The 24,128-nt window shown below is 72.3% G+C and carries 21 protein-coding genes; 8 read left to right on the forward strand and 13 right to left on the reverse strand.

Annotated features, from left to right (window positions below):
* The first annotated feature begins 3 nt into the window (after positions 1–3).
* A complete protein-coding gene (locus tag ACFYTE_RS03140) occupies positions 4–1,971 on the forward strand; it encodes a helix-turn-helix domain-containing protein (RefSeq protein WP_388704152.1) in 1,968 nt (655 codons plus the stop codon).
* On the opposite strand, the gene ACFYTE_RS03145 is transcribed toward ACFYTE_RS03140, so the two are convergent.
* The gene (locus tag ACFYTE_RS03145; RefSeq protein ID WP_388704154.1) at positions 1,947–3,086 is read right to left on the reverse strand and encodes an IS701 family transposase; all 1,140 of its coding nucleotides are present in this window, start codon (positions 3,084–3,086) and stop codon (positions 1,947–1,949) included. The two genes, ACFYTE_RS03140 and ACFYTE_RS03145, sit on opposite strands and share 25 nt — an antisense overlap.
* A 234-nt stretch (positions 3,087–3,320) precedes the next feature.
* On the opposite strand from ACFYTE_RS03145, the gene soxR reads away from it, so the two are divergent.
* Positions 3,321–3,776, forward strand: a complete 456-nt coding sequence (gene soxR / locus ACFYTE_RS03150) for a redox-sensitive transcriptional activator SoxR (protein ID WP_388704157.1) — start codon at positions 3,321–3,323, stop codon at positions 3,774–3,776.
* On the opposite strand, the gene ACFYTE_RS03155 is transcribed toward soxR, so the two are convergent.
* Together ACFYTE_RS03155 and ACFYTE_RS03160 are read right to left on the reverse strand one after the other, a co-directional pair.
* Complete coding sequence (locus ACFYTE_RS03155) at positions 3,739–4,758, reverse strand: Gfo/Idh/MocA family protein (RefSeq protein WP_388704159.1); 1,020 nt, start codon at positions 4,756–4,758, stop codon at positions 3,739–3,741. The genes soxR and ACFYTE_RS03155 overlap by 38 nt on opposite strands.
* Positions 4,755–6,062: an NDP-hexose 2,3-dehydratase family protein gene (locus tag ACFYTE_RS03160; protein WP_388704162.1), complete on the reverse strand. Its 1,308-nt coding sequence runs from the start codon at positions 6,060–6,062 to the stop codon at positions 4,755–4,757. The genes ACFYTE_RS03155 and ACFYTE_RS03160 overlap by 4 nt, the downstream gene beginning before the upstream one ends.
* Positions 6,063–6,318: 256 nt before the next feature.
* On the opposite strand from ACFYTE_RS03160, the gene ACFYTE_RS03165 reads away from it, so the two are divergent.
* The 4 genes from ACFYTE_RS03165 (at position 6,319) to ACFYTE_RS03180 (ending at position 10,130) form a co-directional block, all read left to right on the forward strand.
* Entirely contained in the window at positions 6,319–7,791 is a 1,473-nt protein-coding gene (locus tag ACFYTE_RS03165; protein ID WP_388704165.1) for an MFS transporter, read from the forward strand.
* 102 nt (positions 7,792–7,893) lie between these two features.
* Positions 7,894–8,199: an antibiotic biosynthesis monooxygenase family protein gene (locus ACFYTE_RS03170; protein ID WP_388704168.1), complete on the forward strand. Its 306-nt coding sequence runs from the start codon at positions 7,894–7,896 to the stop codon at positions 8,197–8,199.
* A gap of 32 nt (positions 8,200–8,231) precedes the next feature.
* Positions 8,232–9,131 (forward strand): LLM class flavin-dependent oxidoreductase, encoded by a 900-nt coding sequence (locus tag ACFYTE_RS03175; RefSeq protein ID WP_388704171.1) that lies wholly within the window; start codon positions 8,232–8,234, stop codon positions 9,129–9,131.
* Between the two features lie 186 nt (positions 9,132–9,317).
* Positions 9,318–10,130 carry a BTAD domain-containing putative transcriptional regulator gene (locus tag ACFYTE_RS03180; RefSeq protein WP_388704174.1) on the forward strand — a complete coding sequence of 271 codons (813 nt, stop codon included), beginning with the start codon at positions 9,318–9,320 and terminating at the stop codon, positions 10,128–10,130.
* A 90-nt stretch (positions 10,131–10,220) separates the two neighbouring features.
* Here the strand turns inward: ACFYTE_RS03180 and ACFYTE_RS03185 are convergent, their stop codons facing one another.
* Complete coding sequence (locus ACFYTE_RS03185; RefSeq protein WP_388704177.1) at positions 10,221–11,351, reverse strand: nucleotide disphospho-sugar-binding domain-containing protein; 1,131 nt, start codon at positions 11,349–11,351, stop codon at positions 10,221–10,223.
* Between the two features lie 162 nt (positions 11,352–11,513).
* Between ACFYTE_RS03185 and ACFYTE_RS03190 the strand changes: the two genes are divergently transcribed.
* Positions 11,514–12,575, forward strand: a complete 1,062-nt coding sequence (locus tag ACFYTE_RS03190) for a glucose-1-phosphate thymidylyltransferase (protein WP_388704180.1) — start codon at positions 11,514–11,516, stop codon at positions 12,573–12,575.
* On the forward strand, positions 12,572–13,561 hold the full coding sequence (rfbB, locus tag ACFYTE_RS03195; protein WP_388704183.1) for a dTDP-glucose 4,6-dehydratase: 990 nt from the start codon (positions 12,572–12,574) through the stop codon (positions 13,559–13,561). The genes ACFYTE_RS03190 and rfbB overlap by 4 nt, the downstream gene beginning before the upstream one ends.
* Positions 13,562–13,625: 64 nt before the next feature.
* Here the strand turns inward: rfbB and ACFYTE_RS03200 are convergent, their stop codons facing one another.
* The 9 genes from ACFYTE_RS03200 to asnB all read right to left on the reverse strand — a co-directional run bounded on the left by ACFYTE_RS03200 (position 13,626) and on the right by asnB (position 23,875).
* The gene (locus ACFYTE_RS03200; protein ID WP_388704185.1) at positions 13,626–14,816 is read right to left on the reverse strand and encodes a 3-hydroxybenzoate 6-monooxygenase; all 1,191 of its coding nucleotides are present in this window, start codon (positions 14,814–14,816) and stop codon (positions 13,626–13,628) included.
* Positions 14,813–15,160 carry a YdhR family protein gene (locus tag ACFYTE_RS03205; RefSeq protein ID WP_388704188.1) on the reverse strand — a complete coding sequence of 116 codons (348 nt, stop codon included), beginning with the start codon at positions 15,158–15,160 and terminating at the stop codon, positions 14,813–14,815. The genes ACFYTE_RS03200 and ACFYTE_RS03205 overlap by 4 nt, the downstream gene beginning before the upstream one ends.
* Positions 15,157–17,031, reverse strand: coding sequence for an anthranilate synthase family protein (locus tag ACFYTE_RS03210; protein WP_388704191.1), 1,875 nt, complete (start codon positions 17,029–17,031; stop codon positions 15,157–15,159). The genes ACFYTE_RS03205 and ACFYTE_RS03210 overlap by 4 nt, the downstream gene beginning before the upstream one ends.
* The gene (locus ACFYTE_RS03215; protein WP_388704194.1) at positions 17,028–17,705 is read right to left on the reverse strand and encodes an isochorismatase family protein; all 678 of its coding nucleotides are present in this window, start codon (positions 17,703–17,705) and stop codon (positions 17,028–17,030) included. Before ACFYTE_RS03215 ends, ACFYTE_RS03210 begins: the two co-directional genes overlap by 4 nt.
* On the reverse strand, positions 17,702–18,511 hold the full coding sequence (locus ACFYTE_RS03220) for a 2,3-dihydro-2,3-dihydroxybenzoate dehydrogenase (RefSeq protein ID WP_388704197.1): 810 nt from the start codon (positions 18,509–18,511) through the stop codon (positions 17,702–17,704). The genes ACFYTE_RS03215 and ACFYTE_RS03220 overlap by 4 nt, the downstream gene beginning before the upstream one ends.
* A 25-nt stretch (positions 18,512–18,536) precedes the next feature.
* Positions 18,537–19,709, reverse strand: coding sequence for a 3-deoxy-7-phosphoheptulonate synthase (locus ACFYTE_RS03225; RefSeq protein ID WP_388704199.1), 1,173 nt, complete (start codon positions 19,707–19,709; stop codon positions 18,537–18,539).
* Positions 19,710–19,917: 208 nt separating this feature from the next.
* On the reverse strand, positions 19,918–21,180 hold the full coding sequence (locus ACFYTE_RS03230) for a multidrug effflux MFS transporter (protein WP_388704202.1): 1,263 nt from the start codon (positions 21,178–21,180) through the stop codon (positions 19,918–19,920).
* 144 nt (positions 21,181–21,324) lie between these two features.
* On the reverse strand, positions 21,325–22,017 hold the full coding sequence (locus ACFYTE_RS03235) for a DsbA family protein (RefSeq protein WP_388704203.1): 693 nt from the start codon (positions 22,015–22,017) through the stop codon (positions 21,325–21,327).
* Positions 22,018–22,021: 4 nt separating this feature from the next.
* Complete coding sequence (asnB, locus tag ACFYTE_RS03240; RefSeq protein WP_388704205.1) at positions 22,022–23,875, reverse strand: asparagine synthase (glutamine-hydrolyzing); 1,854 nt, start codon at positions 23,873–23,875, stop codon at positions 22,022–22,024.
* Positions 23,876–24,128 lie beyond the last annotated feature (253 nt).

Genomic DNA, 24,128 nt, shown 5'->3' on the forward strand with positions numbered 1-24,128 from the left:
ACCATGTCCCCTGCGCCGCGCCGGTTTCCCACGGTGATGGATGTCCTGACCGCACTCGCCGAGCAAGGAGCCGCACATCGATTGGACGAACTGCTCTCCGATGCCAGGACGTTCGGCGCGAGCACGCAGCAGATACAGGAACTGGAGCAGGCGGTCGTGCTCGGCTCGTCCGTCCTTGACCGGTTCGCGCAGGCCCAGGACAGAGAGGCGACTCTGGTCTCGCTCGTGGACACCTCCCGTGACCTGGCCGAGGCGATGGCCGAGAGCGTGCAGGGCACGCTGCGCACCGCGGCGCAGCGCGCCCGCCGATTACTCCGGGTCGATCTCGCCTTTCTGGGTCTGTACGAGCAGGCCGACGGGTCGATCACGGTCGTGGCGTCGGAGGGCGACGTGACGGCGCTGAACATAGGGCTGCGGATCACCGTCCCGTTCGGGATCGGGCGCGCCGCCCTGGACAAGGGGGCACCGTTCTCCACCTCCGACTATCTGGCCGACCCCACCATCGAGCACTCGGAGGAGGTCGACCAGGTGGTGCGCGCGGAGGGCCTGCGCGGGATGGTGGCCGTGCCGTTCCGGGCCTCCCGCGGGGTGTCGGGAGCCCTGTACGCCGCGCATCGCGAGGTGCGCTGGTTCACCGCCCAGGAGATCAGCTCGCTGTCCACCCTCGCCTCCCTGACCGCGACCACGATCGGCACGGCGCGGCTGATCGAGTCGCTCGGCGCGCAGAAGGCGGAGCTGGAGAGCGACGGCGCCCAGGCGTGGTCCATCGTCGGCGCGCACCGCCGGATGGAGGCGGCGTACGACCACCTGCTGACCCTGGTGGACGACGGCAGCCCGCTGGAGACGATCACCGAGGTGGCGGCGACCGCGCTGGGCGGGGCGCTGGCGGTGCGCGAGCTGGGCGGCGAACTGCTCGCCGCGCACGGCCGACTGCCCGAGTACGAGGACGAGATCCTCACCCAGCGCAGTCTCGACGCGATGGCGGCGGGCGAACCGGTGCCGCTGGACGACGGGGCGTGGGTGGCCCCGGTCACCGGCGGCGGCGATCCGCTGGGCACGGTGCTGTTCCTGCCGGACACACCGTTCACCGGGCAGCGGGGCCCGCGTTCGCTGCGGTTGGTGGTCAGGACGATCGCGCTGTCCCTGCTGCGCGACCGGAACCGGGCGACGGCCGAGGGACGCACCAGGGACGCCCTGTTCGAGGCGCTGCTGGCACCGGACTCCACGGGCCTTGCGTGGCGGCAACTGGGGGAGCAGGCAAACCGGCTCGGGATCGCGCCCGAGACGCCGTACGTCGTGGTCGTGGCGCGTCCGGAGGGCGGGTCGCTGCGGCGGGCGACCGCGTGGGCGACGTCGTACGCGCATCGCAAGCAGGGACTCAAGAGCGTGCGGGGCGACTGTCTGTCGTTGCTGCTGCCCGGCGGCGACGCGGCGGCCGCCGCGCAGGCCGCGCACAAGGAGCTGTCGCCGCTGCTGGGTGTGCCGGTGACGGTGGGGGCGGCGGGCCCGCGCACGGGCCTGCTGGAGGTGGCGGGCCTGCACGCCGACGCCCAGCGCTGTCTGAAGGCCCTGACCGAACTCGGCAGCCAGGGCAGTGTCGCCACTCCGGAACAACTGGGCTTCCTGGGCGTGCTGTTGACGGATGTGCTGAGCGTTCCGTCGTATGTGAAGTCGGTGCTCGGACCGGTGCTGGCCCACGACGAACAGCGCTACACGGAGTTCGCCCGCACGCTGGAGGTGTACTTCGCGGCCGGGGCGAGCCCGCGGCGGGCGGCCCGGGTGCTGCACATCCACCCGAACACGGTTGCCCGCCGCCTCGACCGCATCACCGAACTGCTCGGGGAGAACTGGCAGGAGCCGGGGCGCACCCTGGAGATCCAGCTGGCGCTGCGGCTGCACCGGACGCGCAACACGCTGCTCGGCCGGCTGCCGCGCACGGCCCGGAGTCAGGCGGACAGCGGCAACGCGTAGGCGGTGTCCGCGGCGGAGGCCGCCGACACCGTGTGGGCCACGGAGGCGAGGGTCATGTGCCGGTGCCAGCCCGGGAAGGAGCGGCCCTCGAAGTCGCGCAGGCCGACGCGGTCGCCGAGCGGTTCGCCGTCGACGCGGACCCGGGCCGCGTACTTGGTCAGGCGCAGCAGCGTGCCCGCGGAGGCGCCGCGCACCCAGGTCAGCCACAGGGTCTCGGGCGGGCGCCGCGGATCGGCCCACTCGCCGAGCAGCAGCAGCCGGTGCCCGGCGGCGGCGCGGCCCGCGCGGACCGGGACGGCGGCCACCAGGGAGGTGCGGCGCACCGGGGTGTGGCCGGGGTCGGGCCAGGTCACCGGGCGGCGCAACCCGCGCAGCGCCTGCAGGATCTGCCCGGCGGGCAGCGGGCCGGCCCCGGCGCCCGGCAGCGCGGGGTCCGCGACGGCGAGCGGGGTCCGTGCGGTGATCCGGGTGAGGAACGGCACACCGGCCCGGGTGAACGCGTCGGCGACGGCGCCGGGCCGGGCCGGTACGTGATCCAGCGCCACCGGGCGTCCCGTGGTGCGGCCCGCGCCGCCGATGGCCAGGGAGACGGCGCACTCGTCCAGGTCCTCCGGTGCGGCGGACGCGGGAATCTCGGCGCGGGCGCGTCGCCGGGCCTCGCCCAGCCAGCTGTCCGGCAGGTGCAGCCGCCAGTCGACGGGGGCGGCCAGCTGCTCGGCGGCGCACCACAGACCGAACGCCAACTGGCCGTGGACGGACTGGCCGAGGCCGGGCACATAGAGCCGGTCCACGCCGACCGAGTGGGTGCCCGCCTTGGGTATCGGCAGGGCCCGCACCGTCCACACATGCCGCGGGGCGCGTTCGGTGAGCGTCTCGGCGAGGGCCGCGCGCACGGGGGCCCAGTCCCAGGTCGAACTGGTGATGAAGTGGTGCAGGCTCTGTTCCGTCGAACCGTCGCCCGCGCCGCTGAGCGACGCGGAGATGTTGCGCACCGATTTGCGGCCCTCGGTGGCGAGCAGCCCCGCGAGGTACAGCTCCGCCTTGGTGCGCTGGTCACGGCGGCGCAGGGACGCGAAGAGCCTGGAGGACGGTCCGGGTCCGGCGGATGCGATCACGATGCTTCTTCTCCCGCTGTCACAGGGGCACGATCACCCCGCGATGTGTGTCTCCACCGTCGGTGCCGGGGCCGCTCGGCGGGAGGGCCGCCGACCACACACTTCCGTGCCCCCCTCGTTGTCCTGGTCACCGGGGAGCACCGGTGACCTGGGGAAACGTCCGGTGCTGCGGTGACATGACACAGTCCGTGCGAGTCGATCGGGAGGACGGCCCAAGGCTCATAGCGTGTGCGGATGGACCGAGAACCGTCCCGTCCGCCGGCCAAGGAACTCACCATGGGGGAACTGTCGGCACGCAGCGGCGTGCGCCCCTCGGCACTGCGTTTCTACGAGCGCGAGGGGCTGATCAACAGCCGTCGTACGGGCGGCAACCAACGGCGCTACCGTCGGGACACGCTGCGCCGGGTCGCCGTCATCAGGACCGCGCAGGCGGTGGGGATCTCTCTGGCCGCGATCCGGGAGGCGTTCGCCGAGCTGCCGGAAGGCCGCACGCCCACCCGCGCGGACTGGGCCAGACTGGCCCGGTCGTGGCAGCCGGAACTGGACGCCCGCATCTGTCAGCTGCGGGCGTTGCAGCAGCGGTTGACGGAGTGCATCGGCTGCGGCTGTCTGTCGCTGGAACACTGCGCGCTGTCCAATCCGCACGATGTGCTCAGCCGCCAGGGCCCTGGGGCACGACGGCTGCCGTGATGTGCCGGGCGTCCTCGGCGGCGGCCGCACGGACGTCGTCGGTCAGGCGGGCGAGGTCCGCGGAGCGCTGTGCCGCCGCACGGCAGGACTCCGGGTCGCGGACGGCCGCGGCGAACGCGGCGACGGCCGCCGCGCACTGGTCGGCCGCGGGCAGTGCGATGCCGCGGACGGCGCCGTCCCGCTCCACCGTCACGTCGGGCCGCTGGTCCGCGGGCGGCGTGAAGGCCCGGTTCACGGTGATACGTCCCGCAGAGCCCCACAGTTCGTAGCGGGACGTGTAGGCGTGCTCCATGCCGAAGGACAGCTGGGCGCACACCCCGTCCGCGCGGCGCAGCAGCACCGAGCCCTCGACGTCGACGCCGGTGGGGCCCTGCCGCAGGGCGGCGCCGACGACGGTGAGGCCGGTGCCGAGAAAGTGCTGCGCGGCCCTGAGCGGATAGACGCCGACGTCGAGCAGGGCGCCGCCACCCAGGTCCGGCCGGTGGCGGATGTCGTCGGCGGGGCGCGGCGGGATCGCGAACACGGCGGACATCTGCCGGAGTTCGCCGATCTCGTCCTGGAGCAGGCGGCGCACCCGGGCGTGCTGCGGATGGTGCACGAACAGGAAGTTCTCCACGAGGGCGAGCCCGCGCCCCTCGGCCCGCCGCACGGCCTCCCGGGTGAGGCCGGCGCGGGTGGTGAGGGGCTTCTCCGCCAGGACGTGGTGCCCCGCGTCCAGGGCACGCAGCACCCACTCGGCGTGCAGCGCGTTCGGCAGCGGGATGTACACGGCGTCCAGGTCCGGGAAGTCCAGCAGCCGTTCATAGTCCCGTACGGGGCTGCCGCCGAAGCGCGCGGCGACCTCGCGGGCCGTCGCCGGGCGTCGGCTGGCGACAGCGGCCAGTTCGATGTCCGGGCTGTCGGCCATGGCGGGCAGCATGCGGCGCAGCGCGAACTCGGCGCAGCCCATGACCCCCACGCGTACGGGCCGCTGCGGTCTCATGCGATGAACCCCATGCAGGTCAGCAGGTTGCGTGTCTCCACGTTGAGCAGTCCCCCGTACTGGTTGATCCGGGCCAGCTGGCCGCAGGTCGCCCAGTGGAAGCCGTCCGGGGCCTCGACGGGGAAGTCGTCGGGGACCTCGACGGCCCGGTAGCGGTTGCGGGCGTGGTAGAAGCGGCCGCCCTCCTCGGAGTGCACCACGTCGAACAGGACGCGCTCGGGGTGCGCGGACAGGACGGTGTCGAGGTAGCGGGGGCGCACGCCGTCGGCGAAGTGCGCGTAGTTGCCCGGGCTGCACTGCACGGTCGGGGCGATCTCGACGCCGTCCGGGGTGCCGGCCTCGGCCCTGGCCTGGACGAGGACGTGCGGGACACCGTCGATCCGGCGGACGACGAAGGCGACGACGCCCTCGCCGCAGGGCGCGAGCATCGGCTGGGACCAGTGGCCGACCTCCCGGTTCTGGGCCCGTACGTCGACGCCGACGATGCGGAAGTAGCGGTCGTGCTCGTGCCGCAGTTCCTCGTCGGTCAGCCGCCAGCCCTCGGTCTTGGCGAGCGGGACGGTGCGGCGCGTCGTACGGTCCATGGTCTTGTGGTGGGTCAGCCAGTTGAGCAGGTTGGCCAGGGGCTGGGCGGGGGCGCCGCGAAAACGCTCGCCCGCGGGCAGCAGCGCGTCCGGAAGATGCGACAGAACGGTACGGGTGTCCATGTTGACCAGGTCGTGCACCTTCAGCAGCTCGCCGATCTGGTCGAGGGAGAGCCAGCAGAAGTCGTCCAGGACCGGGATGTCGTCGTCGATCAGCAGGACGATGTTGCGGTTGCGCTTGGCCAGGAACCACGAGCCCTGCTCGCTCTGCAGCGCGTCGGCCAGCGGGCGGCCGTGTCCGCGCGCGATGAACAGCTCCAGGTAGGGCACCGCGCGCCCGCGGTGGACGCGGGTGTAGTTGCTCCGGGTCGCCTGCACGGTCGGGGAGAGCTGGAGGGTGTTGATGTTGCCCGGCTCCATCTTGGCCTGGAGCAGGCAGTGCGGCACGCCGTCGAACTCCTTGACCAGGATGCCGAGGACGCCGTGTTCCGGCTGGTTGATGATCGGCTGCTGCCAGTGCCCGACCTCGCGCCCCGAGCCGGTCACGTCCAGGCCGTGCACCGTGAAGAAGCGGCCGCTGGTGTGGTGGAGATCGCCGGTGACCGGGTCCGCGCTCCAGCCGTCGAGCCGGTTCAGCGGCGCGGGAGTCACCCGGTACTCGTTCGCTTCGTGACGTTTCGCAAGCCAATGGTGGAAGTCCGCCAGGTCCGTGAACACCATCGCACTCTCCTCGGGAGACCGTCGTGGGCCGGCCGGCGGGGGCAAGCCCCGGCCGTCGGGACCAGGCTCGCCCACCGCCCTAGAGACTTCCTGACGGGAATCTGGGCCCCCGACCGACCTGACGAAGTGCGCGAGCCGCACTGGACCTCAACCGAACTTGACCTTCTACGTTCGGTGCTGTCCGCGTCATATCCGGGAAGGGAAAACGATGAGCACAGCCGGAACGAAGTCATCTCCACCACAGTCGAGTCCGGCCATGACGCTCGTCGTTGTGCTGCTCGGCGTCCTCGTCGTCCCCATGTCCATCTCCGGGGCGGCCGTGGCGCTGCCGGACATCGGCAAGGACCTGGATACCTCGGGCGCCCCCCTGATGTGGGTGGTGAACATCTACAACCTGCTCTTCGCGGCGATCACACTCGTCGCGGGCTCGCTGTCCGACCTGTTCGGGCGGCGCCGGATCTTCGTGCTGGGCGGCGGGCTGTTCGCCGTGGGCTCGCTGATCAGCGCGCTCGCACCGCACATCGCGGTGCTCGACCTGGCCCGCGCCGTCGCGGGCATCGGCGCCGCGGGCGTCCTGGCCAGCTCCGGTGCGATCCTGGCGACCACGTTCGACGGGGCGGCGCGCACCCGTGCCTTCGCCGCCATGGGCACCGTGGTCGGCATCGGCATCGCCTTCGGGCCGACGCTGTCCGGCTGGCTGGTGGGCAGCCTCGGCTGGCGTGCCAGCTTCCTGTTCTATGTGGTGGTGCTGGTCTTCGTGCTGCTGGGCACGGTCAAGGTCGGTGAGTCGCGGGCCGGGGAGCGACCGCGCGTCGACGTACCCGGCGTGATCTCCTTCGTGCTCGGTCTGGCCCTGGTGATGATCGGCCTGGTGCAGGGGCCGGAGAGCGGCTGGGGGGATCCGCTGATCGTGGTCAGCCTCGTCCTCGGCGTGGCGCTGCTCATCGTGTTCTCGATCGTCGAGCGGCGCAGCGCCCACCCGGTCCTCGACCTGACCCTGATCAAGAACCGCCGCTACACCGGATGGTGTGTCGGCACGCTGATCACCTCGATCGGATTCGTCGGCACGCTGACCTATCTGCCGACCTACTTCCAGGGCGCGAGCGACGCCTCGGCGACCAGCGCCGGTGTGACCATGCTCCTGATGACGGTGCCGGTGCTGGTCGCCCCGCAGGTCGGCGGCTGGCTGATCACCCACGGCTTCCCGCCGCGCATCCTGATGATGCTCGCCCTGCTGTTCATCGCGGCGGGCAGCGCATGGCTGACCGTCCTGGAGCCCGGCATCGGCGCGGTCCGGCTCCTCGGACCGCTGGTCGTGATCGGCATCGGCATGGGCATCTCGTTCGGCATCACGGACGGCCAGGCCATGAGCCAGGTCGAGCCGGAGCGGGCGGGCATGGCGGCCGGGTTCCTCAACACGATCCGCGGCGGCGCGGAGGCCCTCGTCCTGGCGATCTTCGGGTCCCTGCTGGTCAGCCTGATCCAGAGCCGGGTCGGTTCGGCGCACCTGGCCAAGGAGATCTCCGCGGGCAATCTGCCCGACGGCCCCGAACACGCCGTGCTCGCCGACCACTTCACCAGCGCCTGGCACATCGCCCTGTGGTGGGTGGCGGGTGTCTGCGCCGTCGGCGCGGTCCTCGTGGTGGCCATGCTCTCCGGCTCCGCCGCGCCCCGTCCCGCGGGCCCGGCCCCGGAGCGTACGTCCGAGTCCGAGAACCAGCCCGTCTGAGACCGACGGCCGGAGTCGGAGCCATTCCCCCGTCGCCGGCTCCGGCCGTCACCCGCTCACCGTCAGGCCCGACCCGCCACCGCCTCACCTCTGGGAGCCCGTATGTACGTCATAGCCAACCGGATCACCGTCACCGGTTCGACCGAGCTGTACGAGGAGATCTACGCCCAGGGCGGCGCCTTCATGGAGCGGCAGCCGGGACTGATCCGCCATCAGCTGGTGCGGTCGCTGCACGAGCCCGACGTCTACTTCTCGCTCGCGCTGTGGGACGACCAGGAGTCTTTCGAACGGTGCGCGGCGCTGGCGGAGTTCCAGCAGATCTTCGGCCGGACCAAGGGGCTCGTCGACATCGATCACCACCGCTGCGCCGTCGTCAGCATGGGGGAGCCGGCCCCGGCCGCGCAGTGACCGCCGCCCGCCCATCCGCCCAAGGAGAACTCATGGTCAAGACAGGCGTCTCGTACTCGTCCCTCAGCGCGCCCGACGGCTCGCTGCCCACCCCGCAGGAGGTGGCACGCCGCGCCGAACAGGCCGGCCTCGACTCGCTGTGGGCCAGCGACCACCTGGCCACCGGTGCGCCGTTCCTGGAGAGCACCGTGGCACTGGCCGCGGCCGCCGCCGCCACCAGCACGCTCGAAGTGGGCTTCGGTGTCCTTCAGTTGGCCCTGCGCAGGCTGTCCTGGGCCGCCAAGCAGATCGGTTCACTGCACGCACTGGCACCGGGCCGGCTGCACCTGGGCGTCGGCCTGGGCGGCGTACCGGCCGACGAATGGCAGGCCGCCGGGGTGCCCGTCACCGAGCGGGCCGGGCGCACCGACGCGGCGCTGCGCGCGCTGCCCTCGCTGCTGGCCGGCCGGGCGACGGAGCTTCCCGACCTGCCGCGGACGACGGTGGCCCTGGCCCCGGCGGTGCCCGTGCCACCGGTGTGGATCGGCGGCGGCTCACCGGCCGCCCTGCGTCGTGCCGCGACACTCGGCGACGGCTGGCTGCCGGCCGCGATCACCCCCGAGGGCGTCGCCGAAGGGCGGGAGAGAATACGGGAGTTGAGTGCCGCGGCCGGGCGTTCGGTGTCGCGTGTCACGGTCACCGTGTTCGCCGCGCTCGACGGGCACATGGGCGGACTCTCGCAGGACGCGCTGGTGGACGTGCTGCACGGACAGTTCGGGTTCCCGCGTGAACTCGCCGACGCGGTCGCGGTGTCCGGGCCGCCCGAACTGATCGCCGAGCGCATCACGGCGTACGCGTCGGCGGGCGCCGAACACGTTGTGGTCTGCCCCGTCGGCGGGTCCTGGGAGCAGCAGATCGAACTGCTCGGGAAGGCGCGGCAGTTGATCTCCTGATTGCATAGCGGTGCCGACAACGCATTGTGCCCGGCGTCGTCGGCCACCTGACAGAATATCCCCGGTTCCGTTGCATCCCGGTCGATCCGTGCCAGAAAGTGGGGGCCTCACGCGGCAGGATCCGAACTGCCCCCATATCGTTCAGGGGAATCAATGGAATTTCGTGTCCTGGGGCCGATCTCCGCCATGGACGATGGGATCGAGTATCTTCCGACGGCGCCCAAGCAGCGGCATCTGCTGGCGCTGTTACTGCTTCACGCAAATCTTCCGGTGTCCACCGAGATATGCAGTCAGGAACTGTGGGAGAACAATCCACCGCCGAGCGCCTTACCGACCCTGCAGACCTACATCCTGCAGATCCGTCGCTCCCTCGCCCGCTCGCCCTCGATCTGCTCGTTGAAGTCCGCCCGGCAGAAGCTGGTCACGGGCTCGCGCAGCTATCGCATCGTCACCGAACCCGACGCCCTCGACCTCACCCGCTTCAGCCGCCTGCTGCAGGAGGGCCGGGTGGCACAGCGGGGCGGTGACGACCGGGCCGTGTCGCGGATCTTCCGCGCGGCGCTGTCCCTGTGGCGGGGCGAGGTCCTGGCCGACGTGACGCCGGGGCCTCATCTGCGCGAGCGGGTGAACAGCCTCACCGAGATGCGGCTCGGCATGATGGAACAGTGCTTCGAGGCCGAGCTGCGGCTCGGCCTGCATCACCAACTCCTCAGCGAACTGGGCGCGTTGTCCGCACGGCATCCGCTGAACGAGAACCTCACCGCCCAGTACATGCTGGCCCTGTACCGGTCCAGCCGGCAGGTGGAGGCACTGGAGGCCTTCCACCGGCTGCGGCGGATCCTCGACGAGGAACTCGGCATCGAACCGTGCCTGCGGGTCCGGCTGCTGCACGAGGCCATCCTCACCGGCGACCCCCGGCTCGACACCGACCTCGTGGACGGGCTCACCCCGGGCCGGGAGAGGGCGGCCGCCGGCTCCTCGACCCGCCCGTCGTGGTGAGGGCCGCGCGGACCGTCCCGCGCACGCGAGGCCGCGGGGTGGCACCGAGAACCCGGTGCCACCCCGCGGCCGTGTCCGTGGTCCCTGAGGTCAGCCGGCCAGGTCCTCCAGGGCGCCCACGACCTGAGCGGGCAGCGGCATGCCGGCGATCTCCGCGGCGAGCGCCTGCGAGCGTTCCCGGTAGGAGGGGTCGCCGAGGATCTTCTCGCAGGCGGCGACCACGGCGTCCTGCGAGTCCTCGCCGTCCGGCACCATCAGCGCGGCCCCGAAGTCGACGAGGCGGCGCGAGGGCGGCACCAGCTTGGGCATGTTGGGGATGAGCAGCTGCGGTACGCCCGCGTTCATCGCCGTCAGGGCCGTGCCGCCGCCCGCGTGGTGGACGACCAGGTCGCAGGTGGGCGCGACCACGTCCAGCGGCATCCAGCCGGCCCGCACATGGTGCAGGCCCTCGGTCAGCTCGCCCGCCACCTCGTCGGGCACGGCGATGAGCAGTTCGGTGGCCAACGCGCCGACCTTGCGAGCCAGTTCACGCACATAGTCGAAGTACTGATGGCGGCTGACCCGGCTCCCGGCGGTCACCAGAATCCGCCGTCGGTCACCGGGGACGTACATCCACGGCTCCAGGGAGCGCTGTCCGTTGCCGGGGACGTACCGCATCGGCCGCGCGTCGGGCGCGTTGCGGGGGCGCAGGCTGGGCGGGCAGATGTCGATGTACAGGTCGTGTTCCGGCAGCCGGTCCAGGCCCAGCGCGGTCAGCTCGGGCCCCATGACGCTCGCCGCGGCGCCGTCCACCTCGGGTGGCTCGCCGGTGTCCCAGGCCTGCCGCACATAGGGGATGCCGAGGGCCTTCGCGGCCAGCGGCGCGGCGAAGCAGAGCATGCCGCCGACCACCAGGTCGGCCTTCCAGGCGCGGCCCACCTCGATCAGCGCGGGCAGGCTGTCGGCGGCCATGCGGCCGAAGCCGCGGCCGATGAAGCGGATGTGCTCCTGCGGGTCCTGCGGCCACTGAAGGGCCTCCCCGGAACGGTCGGTCGTCATGAAGTCACGGATCGAGCGGGTGGTGACGGGGACGCCCGGCAGCCCGGCGCCGGCGGCCACCGGCATCATCTCCTCGGTGGAGGCGAGGAACACCTGGTGTCCCGCGTTCCGTGCGGCCGTGGCGAGCGGCGCCAGGCCGAAAATCGTCGCCGGGCTTCCCCCGGCCAGAAAGAGAATATGCATGGCCGTCACCCTAGAAATGCGTTCTAGGGAAATCACAGGAGATTTCTGGAGGCCGTTCGCCGGCCTGCCCTGGCGGACCGCTAAGACTTCTCAAGGGCACCGCAAGACCGTTGCGGCATTGTCATTCCCGGCGCTGCCCCACCTAGTGAGTGAGAGGTTGCAATGAAAGCACTCGTCCTGTCGGGTGGAATGGGAACCCGGCTCCGCCCCCTGACCCACTCGATGGCCAAGCAGTTGGTCCCGGTGGCCAACAAACCGGTCCTGGTGCACTGCCTGGAGAACATCCGCGCCATCGGCGTGAGTGAGGTCGGCATCATCGTCGGGGACCACGCGGCGGAGATCGCCACCGCGGTCGGCGACGGCGCGCGGCTCGGCCTGCGGATCACCTACATACGGCAGCAGGCGCCGCTGGGCCTCGCGCACTGCGTGGCCATCGCCGAGGACTTCCTGGGCGACGACGACTTCGTGATGTACCTCGGGGACAATGTGCTCGTCGAGGGCATCGGCGAGGCCGCCGAGTCCTTCGTGGCGCGCCGCCCGGCCGCCCAGATCATGGTCACCAAGGTGCTGGACCCGCGGCAGTACGGTGTCGCCGAGGTCGGCCCGGACCGCGTCGTGCGGGCCCTGGTGGAGAAGCCGCGTCACCCGCGCAGCGATCTCGCCGTCATCGGCGTGTACTTCTTCACCCCGCTCATCCACGAAGCGGTGCGCGCCGTCCCGCCCGGCGCGCGGGGCGAACTGGAGATCACCGACGCCATCCAGCACCTGGTCACGCAGGGCCGCACGGTCACCGCCGTGGAGTACGCCGGATACTGGCAGGACACCGGGAAGATCGACGGCCTGCTGGAGTGCAACCGCGTGCTGCTCGACCGGGTCGTGTCCGATGTACGCGGCCGGGTCGACGAGGAGAGCGTGCTGGGCGGCGCCGTGATCGTCGAGCCCGGCGCCACCGTGGTGCGCTCCCGGCTCACCGGACCGCTCGTCGTGGGCGCCGACACCGTCGTCCAGGACAGCCGGATCGGGCCGCACACCGCGCTCGGCGCCGGCTGCACCGTGCATGGCGCCGACATCGAGGACTCCATCCTGCTGGACGGCGCCGTGCTGGACGGGGTCCGGCCGGTGCGCGCCTCGCTGATCGGCCGCGGCGCCAAGGTCACCTCGCCGCCCGGCACCCGGGCGCACCAGCTCGTGGTCGGCGACGACTGCCGGGCGGTGGTCGCGTGACACACCGCGTCCTGGTCACCGGCGGCGCCGGGTTCATCGGCTCGCACTTCGTGCGCCGCCTCCTGGAGGGCCGTTACGAGGGATACGAGAACGCCGAGGTGACCGTCCTCGATCTGCTCACCTACGCCGGCAACACCGCCAATCTGCCGCTGGACCACCCGCGGTTGACGCTGGTCAAGGGCGACGTCTGCGACGAGGAACTGGTGCGGACGCTGCTGCCCGGCCACCGCGAGGTCGTGCACTTCGCGGCCGAGTCGCACGTGGACCGCTCGCTGCTCGGGCCGCGCGCCTTCGTACGGACCAATGTGCTCGGCACACAGACGCTTCTGGAGGCCGCCCTGCACGGCGGCGTCCAGACGTTCGTACACATCTCCACCGACGAGGTGTACGGCTCCATCGAGACGGGCACCTGGGACGAGGCCCAGCCGCTGCTGCCCAACTCCCCCTACGCGGCGTCCAAGGCTTCCGCGGACCTGCTGGCCCGCGCCTACTGGCGCACGCACGGCCTGGACGTGCGGATCAGCCGCTGCTCCAACAACTACGGTCCGCGCCAGCACCCCGAGAAGCTGATCCCCCTGTTCACCACCAACCTGATCAGCGGGCTGCCCGTGCCGCTGTACGGGACGGGCCGCCAGATGCGCGAGTGGCTGCACGTGGACGACCACTGCCGCGCCGTGCATCTGGTGCTCGCCCGGGGCCGGGCCGGCGAGATATACAACGTGGGCGGCGGCACGGGCCTGACGAACCGTGAGATCACCGAACGGCTCCTGGACCTGTGCGGCGCGGACGCCTCCCGGATCCGGCTCGTCACCGACCGCAAGGGCCACGATCTGCGGTACGCGATCGACGACTCCAAGATCCGCGAGGAACTGGGCTACCGGCCGCTGAAGTCCTTCGACGCGGGACTGCGGGAGACGGTCGAGTGGTACCGCGGCCACGAGGACTGGTGGCGCCCGCTCAAGCAGGGCGCGGCCGGCTCGGTGTGACGCCGGGCCCGTGCGACGCGAAGGCCGCCCCGTGAACCGGGGCGGCCTTCGCGTGGGGCCGATCTCAGCCGGCGCCGGGGCTGGTGAAGGCGCGCTCGCCGTGCAGCCACTGCACGGCGTCGTACAGATCGGTCACCGACAACGCCCCGAGCATCGCGTTGCGTTCGGCCGCGGCCCGGCCCGCGGGGTGGTAGAGGCGCTCGCCCATCTGGCGCGCGACCCGCTGCGCCCTGGCCGTCCGCTCGCGGCGCGCGGCGGCGTACTTCTCCAGCCGCTGCGGTACGTCGTCGAGCGCGGCCCCGTCGAGCAGTCCGCCCAGCACCACCGCGTCCTCCAGCGCCTGGCAGGCGCCCTGGGCGGCGTACTGGAGCATGGGATGCGCGGCGTCGCCGAGCAGGGCGACACGGCCCTCGGTCCAGGTCCCGACGGGATCACGGTCGCACAGCACCCAGGTGCGCCAGTCACGGCCCAGCTCCAGCAGCCGGCGGGCGAAGGCGCCGAGGCCGGGGAACTCCCCGAGGACCCGCTCCCTGGGCACCGGCACCCCGGCCACCGCCTCGCGCGCGCCGTCGTCCCGGGTGACCGCGAGATTCAGGAACTCGCCGGAGGCTATCGGGTAGTGCACGAAGTGCCACTTCGGCCCCGCCCACAGTGTGACGGCGTTCCAGCGCAGTTCCCGGGGCACCGTGTCCATCGGCACGACGGACCGGTAGATCGTGTGCCCCGACACGCGCGGTTCGCCGTCGCCGACGAGCTGGGCGCGCACGGTGGAGCGGATGCCGTCGGCGCCGATCAGGGCGTGGCCCCGGACCCGCTGACCACCGGCCAGGACGGCGGTGACGTCCGCCGCGTTCTGTTCGTAGCGCACCAGGCCGCTTGCCACCCGCAGGCCGACCCCGGCCTCCCGGCAGGCCTCCAGCAGCGGCCGGTGCAGGTCGGCGCGGTGCACGACGGCGTACGGGTTGCCGAAGCGGGTCACATACGCGCCGGTCAGCGGCATGGCGGCGATCGTCTCGTCCGTGGTGCCGTCCATCAGACGCAGCGCGTCGATGCGCACGGCACGGTCACGGACGGCGTCGCCGACACCGAGCCGGTCCAGGGCGTGGAAGGCGTTCGGGCCGAGCTGGATGCCGGCCCCCAACTCGCCGAAGACGTCCTGGCGTTCCAGTACGGTGACCCGGCATCCGGTCCGGGCCGCGGCCAGGGCGGCGGCTAGCCCTCCGATGCCGCCGCCCACGACGATGAGGTCCGTCACGCGACCGGGCTCCTCTGCGCGTAGGCGAGGCCGAGCCCCGCGAGATCCGGCGTGCCGTGCCGGCCCTCGGTGGCCGCCTCCACGTCGAAGACATGCACCTCCGTCGGCGGATAGCCGATGATCTCGGCGGCGCGCGCCGGCAGCTGCTGCGCCGCGGCCTCGGCGGACTCCCACAGGAAGATCGCGCCCCAGCGGCCGGTCGGCGCATCGGACATCCACACCTTCAGCCGCAGGCCCGCGACCTGAGCGAACCGGGCGACGGCCTCCTCGCGCAGGAACGTCCGCAGCGACGCCGCGTCGCGTCCGGACGGCGCGAGATCCCACCAGGCAACGACGGCCTTCACGACCTGAGCACCTCCTTGATCAGCGAGCCCACGATGCGCGGGCCGTTCTGGGTGAGCAGTGACTCGGGGTGGAACTGAAGCGATGCGAAGCCCGGTCCGCGCAGGGCGTGCACCTCACCGCTGTCCGGGTCCCGGCAGACCTCCACCGCGCCGACGCCGCCCACGTCCACCTTGTCGTCGGTGCCGTGCGCGGCGAAGGTGTTGTAGAAGCCGACCCGGACCCGCTCGCCGAACAGATCGATGCACCGCTGCTCGCCCTGGCTGGGGCGGGGCCGGCGGCGCACGTCGAGCCCGAGCAGCGAGGCCAGCACCTGGTGGCTGAGACAGACCCCGAGGAACGGCAGCCGGCGGTCCAGGAGTTCATGGAGGCTCCCGCGCAGATACGCGATCTTCGGCTGACCGGTGTCCGTGGGATCGCCCGGCCCCGGGCCCATGACGACGAGGTCGTGAGCGCCGAGGACGTGCGGCTCGTCGTAGCGGCGGACGGTGACCGCCATGCCGAGCGCGCGCAGCTGATGGGCGAGCATGGCGGTGAAGGTGTCCTCGGCGTCGACCACCAGTGCGGTACGCCCGCCGAGACCGGCCGGCGTGTCGTCCGCGCCGGAGGCCAGCCAGAAACCGGCGATACGGGCGTTGCGGCGAGCGAGTTCGGCACGCACCTCGGGGTGGTCGGCGAGCCTGCCGCCGCGGCCGGCGAGCGCGTCGAGCAGCCCGGCCGCCTTGGCCCGGGTCTCGGCGACCTCGGCGGCGGGATCGGAGTGGCGGACCAGGGTGGCCCCGACCCCGATCTCGACCCTGCCGTCCCCGTCCACGTCCGCGGTGCGGATGAGGATGGCGGAGTCCAGGGCCGGCTCGCCCCGCTCGTCACGTCCGATGAGCGCGGCGAGCCCCGCGTAGTAGCCGCGCCCGCCCGGTTCGTACCGCGCGATGACACGCGCGGCGTTCTCCAGCGGGCTGCCGGTGACCGTCGGGGCGAACAGGGTCTCGTGCAGGACGTCGGGGATCTCGCGGGTGCAGCGGCCCTCGATGAAGTACTCGGTGTGGGCGAGCCGCGCCATCTCCTTCAGCCGTGGGCCCACGACCCGGCCGCCGCCCTCGCAGATGCGGCCCATCATCTTCAGTTCCTCGTCGACGACCATGTACAGCTCGTCGGTCTCCTTGGTGTCCCGCAGGAACTCCATGACCTCGTCGAGGACCGGGCCGGTGGGCGGGTAGCGGTAGGTTCCGCTGATCGGGTTCATCACCGCCCGCCCGGCGTCCAGGCTGAGGTGCCGCTCCGGGGAGGCACCGACGAGGGTGCGTTCCCCGGTGTGCACCAGGAACGTCCAGTACGCTCCGCTCTCCTGGCCGAGCAGCCGGCGGAAGAAGCGGACGGCGGTGTGCGCGTCGTGGCCGTCGACCTGGGCCACGAAGGAACGCTTCAGGACGAAGTTGGCGCCCTCGCCGGTGCCGATCTCGTCCTCGACGACGCGCCGGACGGCCGCCGCGTAGGTCTCGTCGTCCGGTTCGAAGCGGCCACCGCGCAGGGCGGCGGGGGCGGCGGGGACGCGGGCGAGCACATCGGCGAGCGCCACGCGGGCCTGCTCGCGTACGACGAGGGCGGTGAGCGGAGTGCCGTCGTCGGGTGCCGCGTAGCCGCGTTCGGCGAGCTGCCGGTACGGCACGAGGGCCAGCACGTCATGGCGTGCCGCGGCGTCGTCCGGGCCGGCCGCGGGAGCGGGCAGGTCCGAGAGGTCGGACAGGGCGTCCAGGGTCACGGTGTCACCCGCCAGCACCTCCACGACGCCGGTCCCCGTGGCCTCGGGCCGGTACAGCAGCGCATAGGCGGCCACGGCCCCGCCGAGCACACGCTCCAAAAGGGCATCGGTCATGCCCGCTCCCCCCGCCCGGCGGCCGTACGCACCTCGGCGTCGAAGTGCTCGGCCCCGATGACGACGGCGCACCGCCGGGCCGCGTACCGCAGGGCCATGCGGTGCTCGTCCGCGTCGAAGTCGGCGACCGCGTCGGCCACGACGAACGGCTGGATGTCGTGCGAGAACGCCTCGCACGCCGTCATCAGGACGCCCACATGGGCGTACACGCCGCAGATGACGAGCTGGTCGCGCCGCTCCTGCCGCATCCAGTCGAGCAGCCGGGTGTTGACGAAGGCGCTGTAGCGCCATTTGGTGAAGGTGTGGTCGGCCCGGGACGGCGCGAGGTCGTCGACGACCCCGCGGTCCTCCACCGACGGGGTCATGCCCGGCCCCCAGAAGTCCTTGAGGAGACCGCGCTGACGCGGTGTCATGCCGCCCGGCTGAGCCGTGTAGGCGACGGGCATCCCGGTGTCGGCCGCGGCGCGCCGCACCAACGCGGTGTTGGCGATCAGCGGTGTGCGCACCGATTCCGGGAAGGGGCGCAGGAAGAAGCGCTGCATGTCGTGGACGAGCAGCGCGGCGCGCCGCGGATCGGGCGTCCAGCGCGCCGTGTTGGCGGGCAGTTCGCCGGGGCCCGGCAGCGGGTAGCCCTCGATCTCGGGGATGCCGGGGGCGGGCAGCGCCCGGGTCATGCGGACACCCCCAGAGCGGCGCCGCCGTCGACGGTGAGGGACTGCAGCGTGATGTGCCGCGCCCGGTCGGACAGCAGATAGACGACGGCGTCGGCGACATCGCCGGGACGGGCGATCCGGCCGAGCGGGATGCCCACCCGGTACTCGTCGGCAACGCCCTCCAGGGTGCCGGTGCGCCCGGACGGCTCGCGCCACAGCGAGGCGAGCATGGGGGTCTCGGTGGAGCCGGGCGCGACGACGTTGCAGCGGATGCCGTGCCGGGCCACTTCGAGGCCGAGGCACTTGGTGAACATGGTCGCGGCCGCCTTCGACGCCGCGTACGCCGCCATGTCCGTGCGGGGCGTCGCGGCGGCGTTGGACGCGACCGTGACCACGGCTCCCCGGCGGCGCGCGTCGAGCATGCGGCGCACCACGGCGCGGGAGACCAGGAAGACACCGGTCGCGTTGACGGCGAAGGTGCCGGCCCAGTCCTCGTGGCTGAGGGTGTGGGCGCGTCCGGGCCTGAGGACTCCGGCCGCGTTCACCAGGCTGCCGACGCCGCCGAGCCGGCGCTCGACGTCGTCGAGCAGCGCCTCGACCGCCCGTTCGTCGCTGACGTCGGCGGCGAACGCGTGGACGTCGAGCCCGTCGGCGCGGGCCTTCTCCGCGAGGACGCCTGGCCGGGCCTCGGCCCGGTCCACGGCGGCGACGGTGACGCCGTGCTCACCCAGGGCCCGTACGATCGCACTGCCGATGCCGCCGGCCGCGCCGGTGACCAGGGCCGTGGCCCGGGGCAGGTCCGTTTTCGGGTTCAACTTGCCTCCCATGACATCTCGTTGGGGGTCCGTGCCGTCAGCCGCGCCAGGCCGCGGCCACGGCGATGGCCTGGGCGGGGTTGAGCCGCGGGTCGCAGAAGCTGGTGTACTTGCCGGTGTCCCGCTCCTCGGGCGCCTCGTGGGACAGGCACTCGGCGACATCGTCGGGCGTGGTCTCCAGATGCAGCCCGGTCGCGGTGCCGCCGGCCTCGTAGACCGCTTCGTAGAACGCCTCCACCTCGTGGACGACCGTTTCCAGGAATCGGGTCTTCAGACCGTCCGGGCCGGTGACGGTGTTGCCGTGCATCGGGTCGCACAGCCACAGGACGGGGTGGCCGGCCTGCCGGACGGCGCGGACCAGCCGGGGCAGCCGGGTGCTCACGGCGGCGGCGCCCATGCGGGCGATCAGCGTCAGTCGGCCCGGATCGCGGTGCGGGTCGAGCCGGTCGCACAGGGCGAGCAGTTCCTCGGGGGTGATGCCGGGGCCCACCTTGCAGGCGACCGGGTTCACGACGGCGGAGTGCAGGGCGACGTGTGCGCCGTCCACCTGCCGGGTGCGCTCGCCGATCCAGGGCCAGTGCGTGGACGCCAGATACGGGGAACCGTCACCGTCCTCGCGCAGCAGCGGCAGTTCGTAGTCGAGGACGAGCGCCTCGTGACTGGTCCACACCGCGGCGTCCACGTCATGACCCGGTGTGGGCTGCTGCCAGCCGAGGTGGCGCAGCACACTGCTCGCCGCGTCGTAACCGGTCAGCAGCCGGCGCGGGTCGGGTGTGCGCAGCAGCGGGTCCGGCTCGGGGCTGTTGACGAGGTGCCCGCGGTAGACCGCGAGGGCGCGCCCGGCCACGGTCTCCGTCGGCTGCGAGCGGGGCTTGGCGAACTGGCCGGCGATCCTCCCGACGCGCAGCACCGGCTTGTGGGACAGCGATTTGAGGGTGCCGGCCAGCAGGTCGAGCAGCGCCGCCTTGCGTGCGACGTATCCGCGCGTGCACTCCTCGGGGTCCTCGGCGCAGTCTCCCGCCTGGATGATCTGGACGGCTCCGGAGGCGGCCCGCGCCAGCAGGGAGCGCAGCCGGTGGACATCCCGCGCCCGCACCAGCGGGGGCCGGGCCGCGAGATCGTCCCGTACCTGGTGCAGTGTTTCGTCGTCCTCCCATTCCGGCTGCTGGGAGGCGGGCAGTCGGCGCAGGAGCGCGAGATAGTGGTCCACTGAAACCTCCTTCTGGACGGGTGCCGTGAATTCTCCGGGGCTTGAAATAGCACCGGAAAGGAATCGCTTCGGACTCCGTCAAGTCATCCGCCGGGAAGGAGAGGTGGGCCATCGACGCACTTCACGGGCAGTGGAGCGGCCTGCTGAAATTCCCTTTCGAGGCGCGCTTGATCCTTTGGTTTCCCTATAGATCGCCTCCAGAATCACATCAAGAATTCCCCAGAAAATCCCTGTGCGGCGCGGCTGCCGGACGGGGCCGCGCGCTCGCCAGGCACAGCAGGGCGAGCGCGGCGGACCCGGTCATCCCGAGGAACATCGGCAGCGCGGTGCGGTCACCGCCGAGCCCCATGAGCGGGGCGGCCAGGGCGCCGAGCGCGCTCTGCGCGGTGCCGAGCACGGCGGAGCCCGCGCCGGCCGCGTGGGGCACCGCGCCGACCGCGAGGGTCGTGCCGTTGGCGAAGACCAGGCCGAGCCCGAGGAAGGCGAGCCCCAGCAGGGTGAAGGCCTCGATCCGGCCGAGCCGGTCCAGGGCCGTGACGGCGAGCGCCGTCGCCGCGGCGACGGCCAGCAGGACCAGCCCGGCCAGCAGCAGGGACCACGGGCTGAAGCTGCCGACGAGGCGGGCGCTCAGGGCGCTGGACAGGGTGGCCGTCAAGGCGCCCGCCGCGAAGGCCGCCGAGGACTGCCCGACGCTCAGCCCGAGCACGTTCTGCAGCAGGAAGGGCGAACCGGCGATGTAGCAGAACAGCGCGGCGCTGCCGAACGCGAAGGCTCCGGTGAAGCCCAGGTAGGCGCGGTCGGCCAGGACGGAACGCACCGACCGGGCCACCGCGGCCGCCCCGACGGGGGTGCGTCGCGCGGGCGGCAGGCTCTCGGGGACGATCGCGTAGGCGGCGGCGAAGGTCACCAGGGAGGCCGCCGCGAGGACCCAGAACACGGCACGCCACCCGGTCGCGGTGACCACGGCCCCGCCCGCGAGCGGCGCCACGATGGGGGCCACGCCGCCCAGCGCCATGAGGATGCCGAACAGCCGTGCGGCCTGCTCGCCCCGGGCGAGGTCGGCGACCACCGCGCGCCCGACGACGAGTCCGGCCGCGCCGCCGACGCCCGTCAGCCAGCGCAGCAGGATCATCCACTCCAGCGTGGGCGCGACGGCGCACAGGGCGGTGGCGCAGGCGCAGACCCCGGTGCCGACCAGAATCGGCCGCCGCCTGCCGAACCGGTCGGACAACGGCCCGAACACCAGCTGCCCGAGGGCCAGTCCCACCATGAAGGCGGTCAGCGTGAGCTGCACCCCGGAGGCATCGGTGCCCAGGTCGGCCGCCATCCGCGGAAACGCCGGGAGGTACATGTCGGTGGCGAGCGGCATGACGAACGACAGCAGTGCGAGGACCGCGGTGAGCGCGGCGGAGGCCCGCGCCCGCCGGACGGCACGGGGCGGGCGCGGGGGCGATGACGGCGACGGGGGCATACGAGGCTCCGGGGGCGAGGAGCCCACGCGCCCGAGGCACCGGGCTCCGGACGGGTACACGGAAGTACGGGGGATACAGGTGGGGTGGGTGTGGGGTGGTGTGGGGTTGTCGGGGTGTGGGGCTGTGGTTTGGGTTGCCTTGGGTCAGTGGGGCGGTGGGGGGTCGGGCTGCGTTTCGGCTGTGTCGAGGAACGTGTCGGCCCAGCCGGGGTCGAACGACTCCAGGCGGGGCAGACCGCCGGCCTGCGGGTCACCGGTCCAGGTGAGCCGGACGCCCGGGTTGTGCGCGGCCCAGCCGTACGGTCCGAACAGATGCGGGCTGCCCCGCACGCCGGTGTCCCGCGCGGCACGCCACTGCGCGAAGACCTCGACGCGGCCGGACCCGCGGGCCAGCGCCTCGGCCAGCGCGTCCGCGTCGACCTGAGGACACCGGGCCGCGACATCGAGGATCACCGGGACGACGCTGATGCAGCGGCTCTCGGCGTAGAAGGCGTGCCGCAGCGCGGCGTCCAGCGCGTCCGAGCCGCGCAGCCCGCCGATCGCCGGATCCTTCGCCGCCTGGACGGCCTCCAGCGCGGGCAGCGTGGTGGACGGATAGGCGGCGTCGCGGCCGGCCCACAGACGCCAGCCGAGTTCGGGCCGCGCGGCCCCGATGACGACGACCTCCGGTTCCACGATGTGCCGCGGCGTCGGCTCGGCGTTGAACAGCTCCAGCGGGAAGGCCCGGTGGTCGATCAGCAGCTCGTGGCCTCGGGACCGGGCGGCGGCCCGCACGGTGTGCAGCGCCAGCCCGGCCCAGGGACAGCCGATGTCCGACCAGACGGTGAGTACGGTCACGGGCTCAGAGCTCCACCCGCACGCCGTACCGGGTGACCCAGGCGTCGAACTCCAAAAGCCGCTCCAGTACCGCGCGGGCGCTCCACGGCCCGCCCATCGCATAGGCGCCGACGGGCCGGTCGAGGAGCTTGCGGACGGCGTCGGCCGAGACCAGCCGGAGCACCGGGGAGCCCTCGGCGAGCAGGCCCTCCACCATGCGGCGCAGAGCGAGTTCGTAGCTCACGTCCTGGGTCGAGGGGTAGGGATTCTTCTTGCGGTCCAGGACGGAGTCCGGGAGTATCCCGCGCATCGCGGCGCGCAGCAGGCTCTTCTCACGGCCGTCGTGGGTCTTCATGGCCCAGGGGACGTTGAAGACGTAGTCGACGAGCCGGTGGTCGGTGAAGGGGACCCGTACCTCCAGGCTGACGGCCATGCTCATGCGGTCCTTGCGGTCGAGCAGAAAGTTCTCCCAGCGGGTGATGTTGAGGTAGCCGACCTCCCGCATCCGGGCCTCCAGGCCCTGCTCACCGTCCAGCCGCGGCACTTCGGCCAGGGCCTCGGCGTACCGCTGCTTGATGTACTCGCCCAGCCCGAGCCGGTCCCAGATGCCGGCGTCGCGCAGGGCGCCGATGCCGCCCGCCTGCTCGAAGGGGTGGTGCCAGGGGAAGGTGTCGGCCTCGACGGCCGCCTTGTCGTGGAACCAGGTGTATCCGCCGAACAGTTCGTCCGCCGCCTCCCCGGACAGGGCGACGGTCATCCGCTCCCTGAGGGCGCGGCACAGCAGATACAGCGAGTACTCCATGTCGCCGGTGGACACCGGCAGGTCCTGCGCGCGCAGCACCTTGGCCCGTACCTCGGGGTCGAGCACGTCGTCGCTGTCGAGTTCGACGACGACATGCTCGGCGCCGACGTGCCGGGCGACCTCGATCGCGAACGGGGTGTCGGGGTCCTCCCACTGAACGTTGGCCTCGAAGCGCTCGCTGTGTCCGGTGAAGTCGACGGAGAAGGCGCGCAGCGGCTGCGGTTCGCCCTGGGCGGCCAGGGCGCGGGCGGCGAGCGCGGTGACGGCGCTGGAGTCCAGGCCACCGGAGAGCAACGTGCCCACGGTGACGTCGGCGACGAGCTGCCGTTCGACGATGTCCTCCAGCAGCTCGCGCACCCGGTCGATCGTCGTGGGCAGGTCGTCCGTGTGCTCGCGCGCCGTGAGCCGCCAGTACTCGTGCTCGCTCAGCCCGTTCTCGTCGAACCGCACGACGGTCGCCGGACGTACCTCGCGCATGCCGCGGAACACGGCGTGCCCGGGCGTCTTGACGATGCTGAACATCTCGCGCAACCCGTCGGCGTCCACGACGGCCTCGGCCTCCGGGTGGCTGAGGATCGCCTTGGGCTCGGAGCCGAAGAGGATGCCGTCGTCGGTGAGGAAGTAGTAGAGAGGCTTGACACCCATCCGGTCGCGGACCAGGAGGAGCCGTTCGGTGCGCGGGTCCCACAGGGCGAAGGCGTACATGCCGTTCAGCCGCTGTGTGAAGTCCTCGCCCCACTCCAGGTAGCAGCGGAGCAGCACCTCGGTGTCGCTCGCGGTGCGGAACCGGTGCCCGAGGCGTTCCAGCTCACCGCGCAGTTCGCGGAAGTTGTAGATCTCACCGGTGTATGTGACGACCGGTGCGTCCGGTGCGCCCGGCGCGGCGGCCATCGGCTGCTTGCCGCCCTCCAGGTCGATGATGCTGAGGCGTTGGTGCCCGAGCAGTGCGTGTGCGGAGGCCCACAGCCCGTGTTCGTCGGGGCCCCGGCACTCCAAGGTGTGCGTCATGGCGGACGCGATGCCGGTGTGCCGGGTCAGATCACGTCGCAGACTCACCCATCCCGCGAGACCGCACATCGTCAATCGGTTCCTTTCACTAGGGTCCGTGGGCAGCATGTGCGGGGCGCCGACCCCGAACCACAGGGCCGCGGTTACCTCGTCAGGTCCCGCACCGCGACCGGGCCCAGGGGCCGCGGACCTGACGAAGTGGCGGGCCGCCCCTGCACCGATCGGCCGTGGCCCGCCTAACCTGGCTCCTCACGATCCGCGAGATGTACGGAGCGCCAACGCGAGGCGGCTCCCCGGTGTTCGCGCGGAAGGCAAGAGAAGA

Source organism: Streptomyces sp. NPDC004629 (assembly GCF_042873595.1).
In the GTDB taxonomy this organism is placed as follows: domain Bacteria; phylum Actinomycetota; class Actinomycetes; order Streptomycetales; family Streptomycetaceae; genus Streptomyces.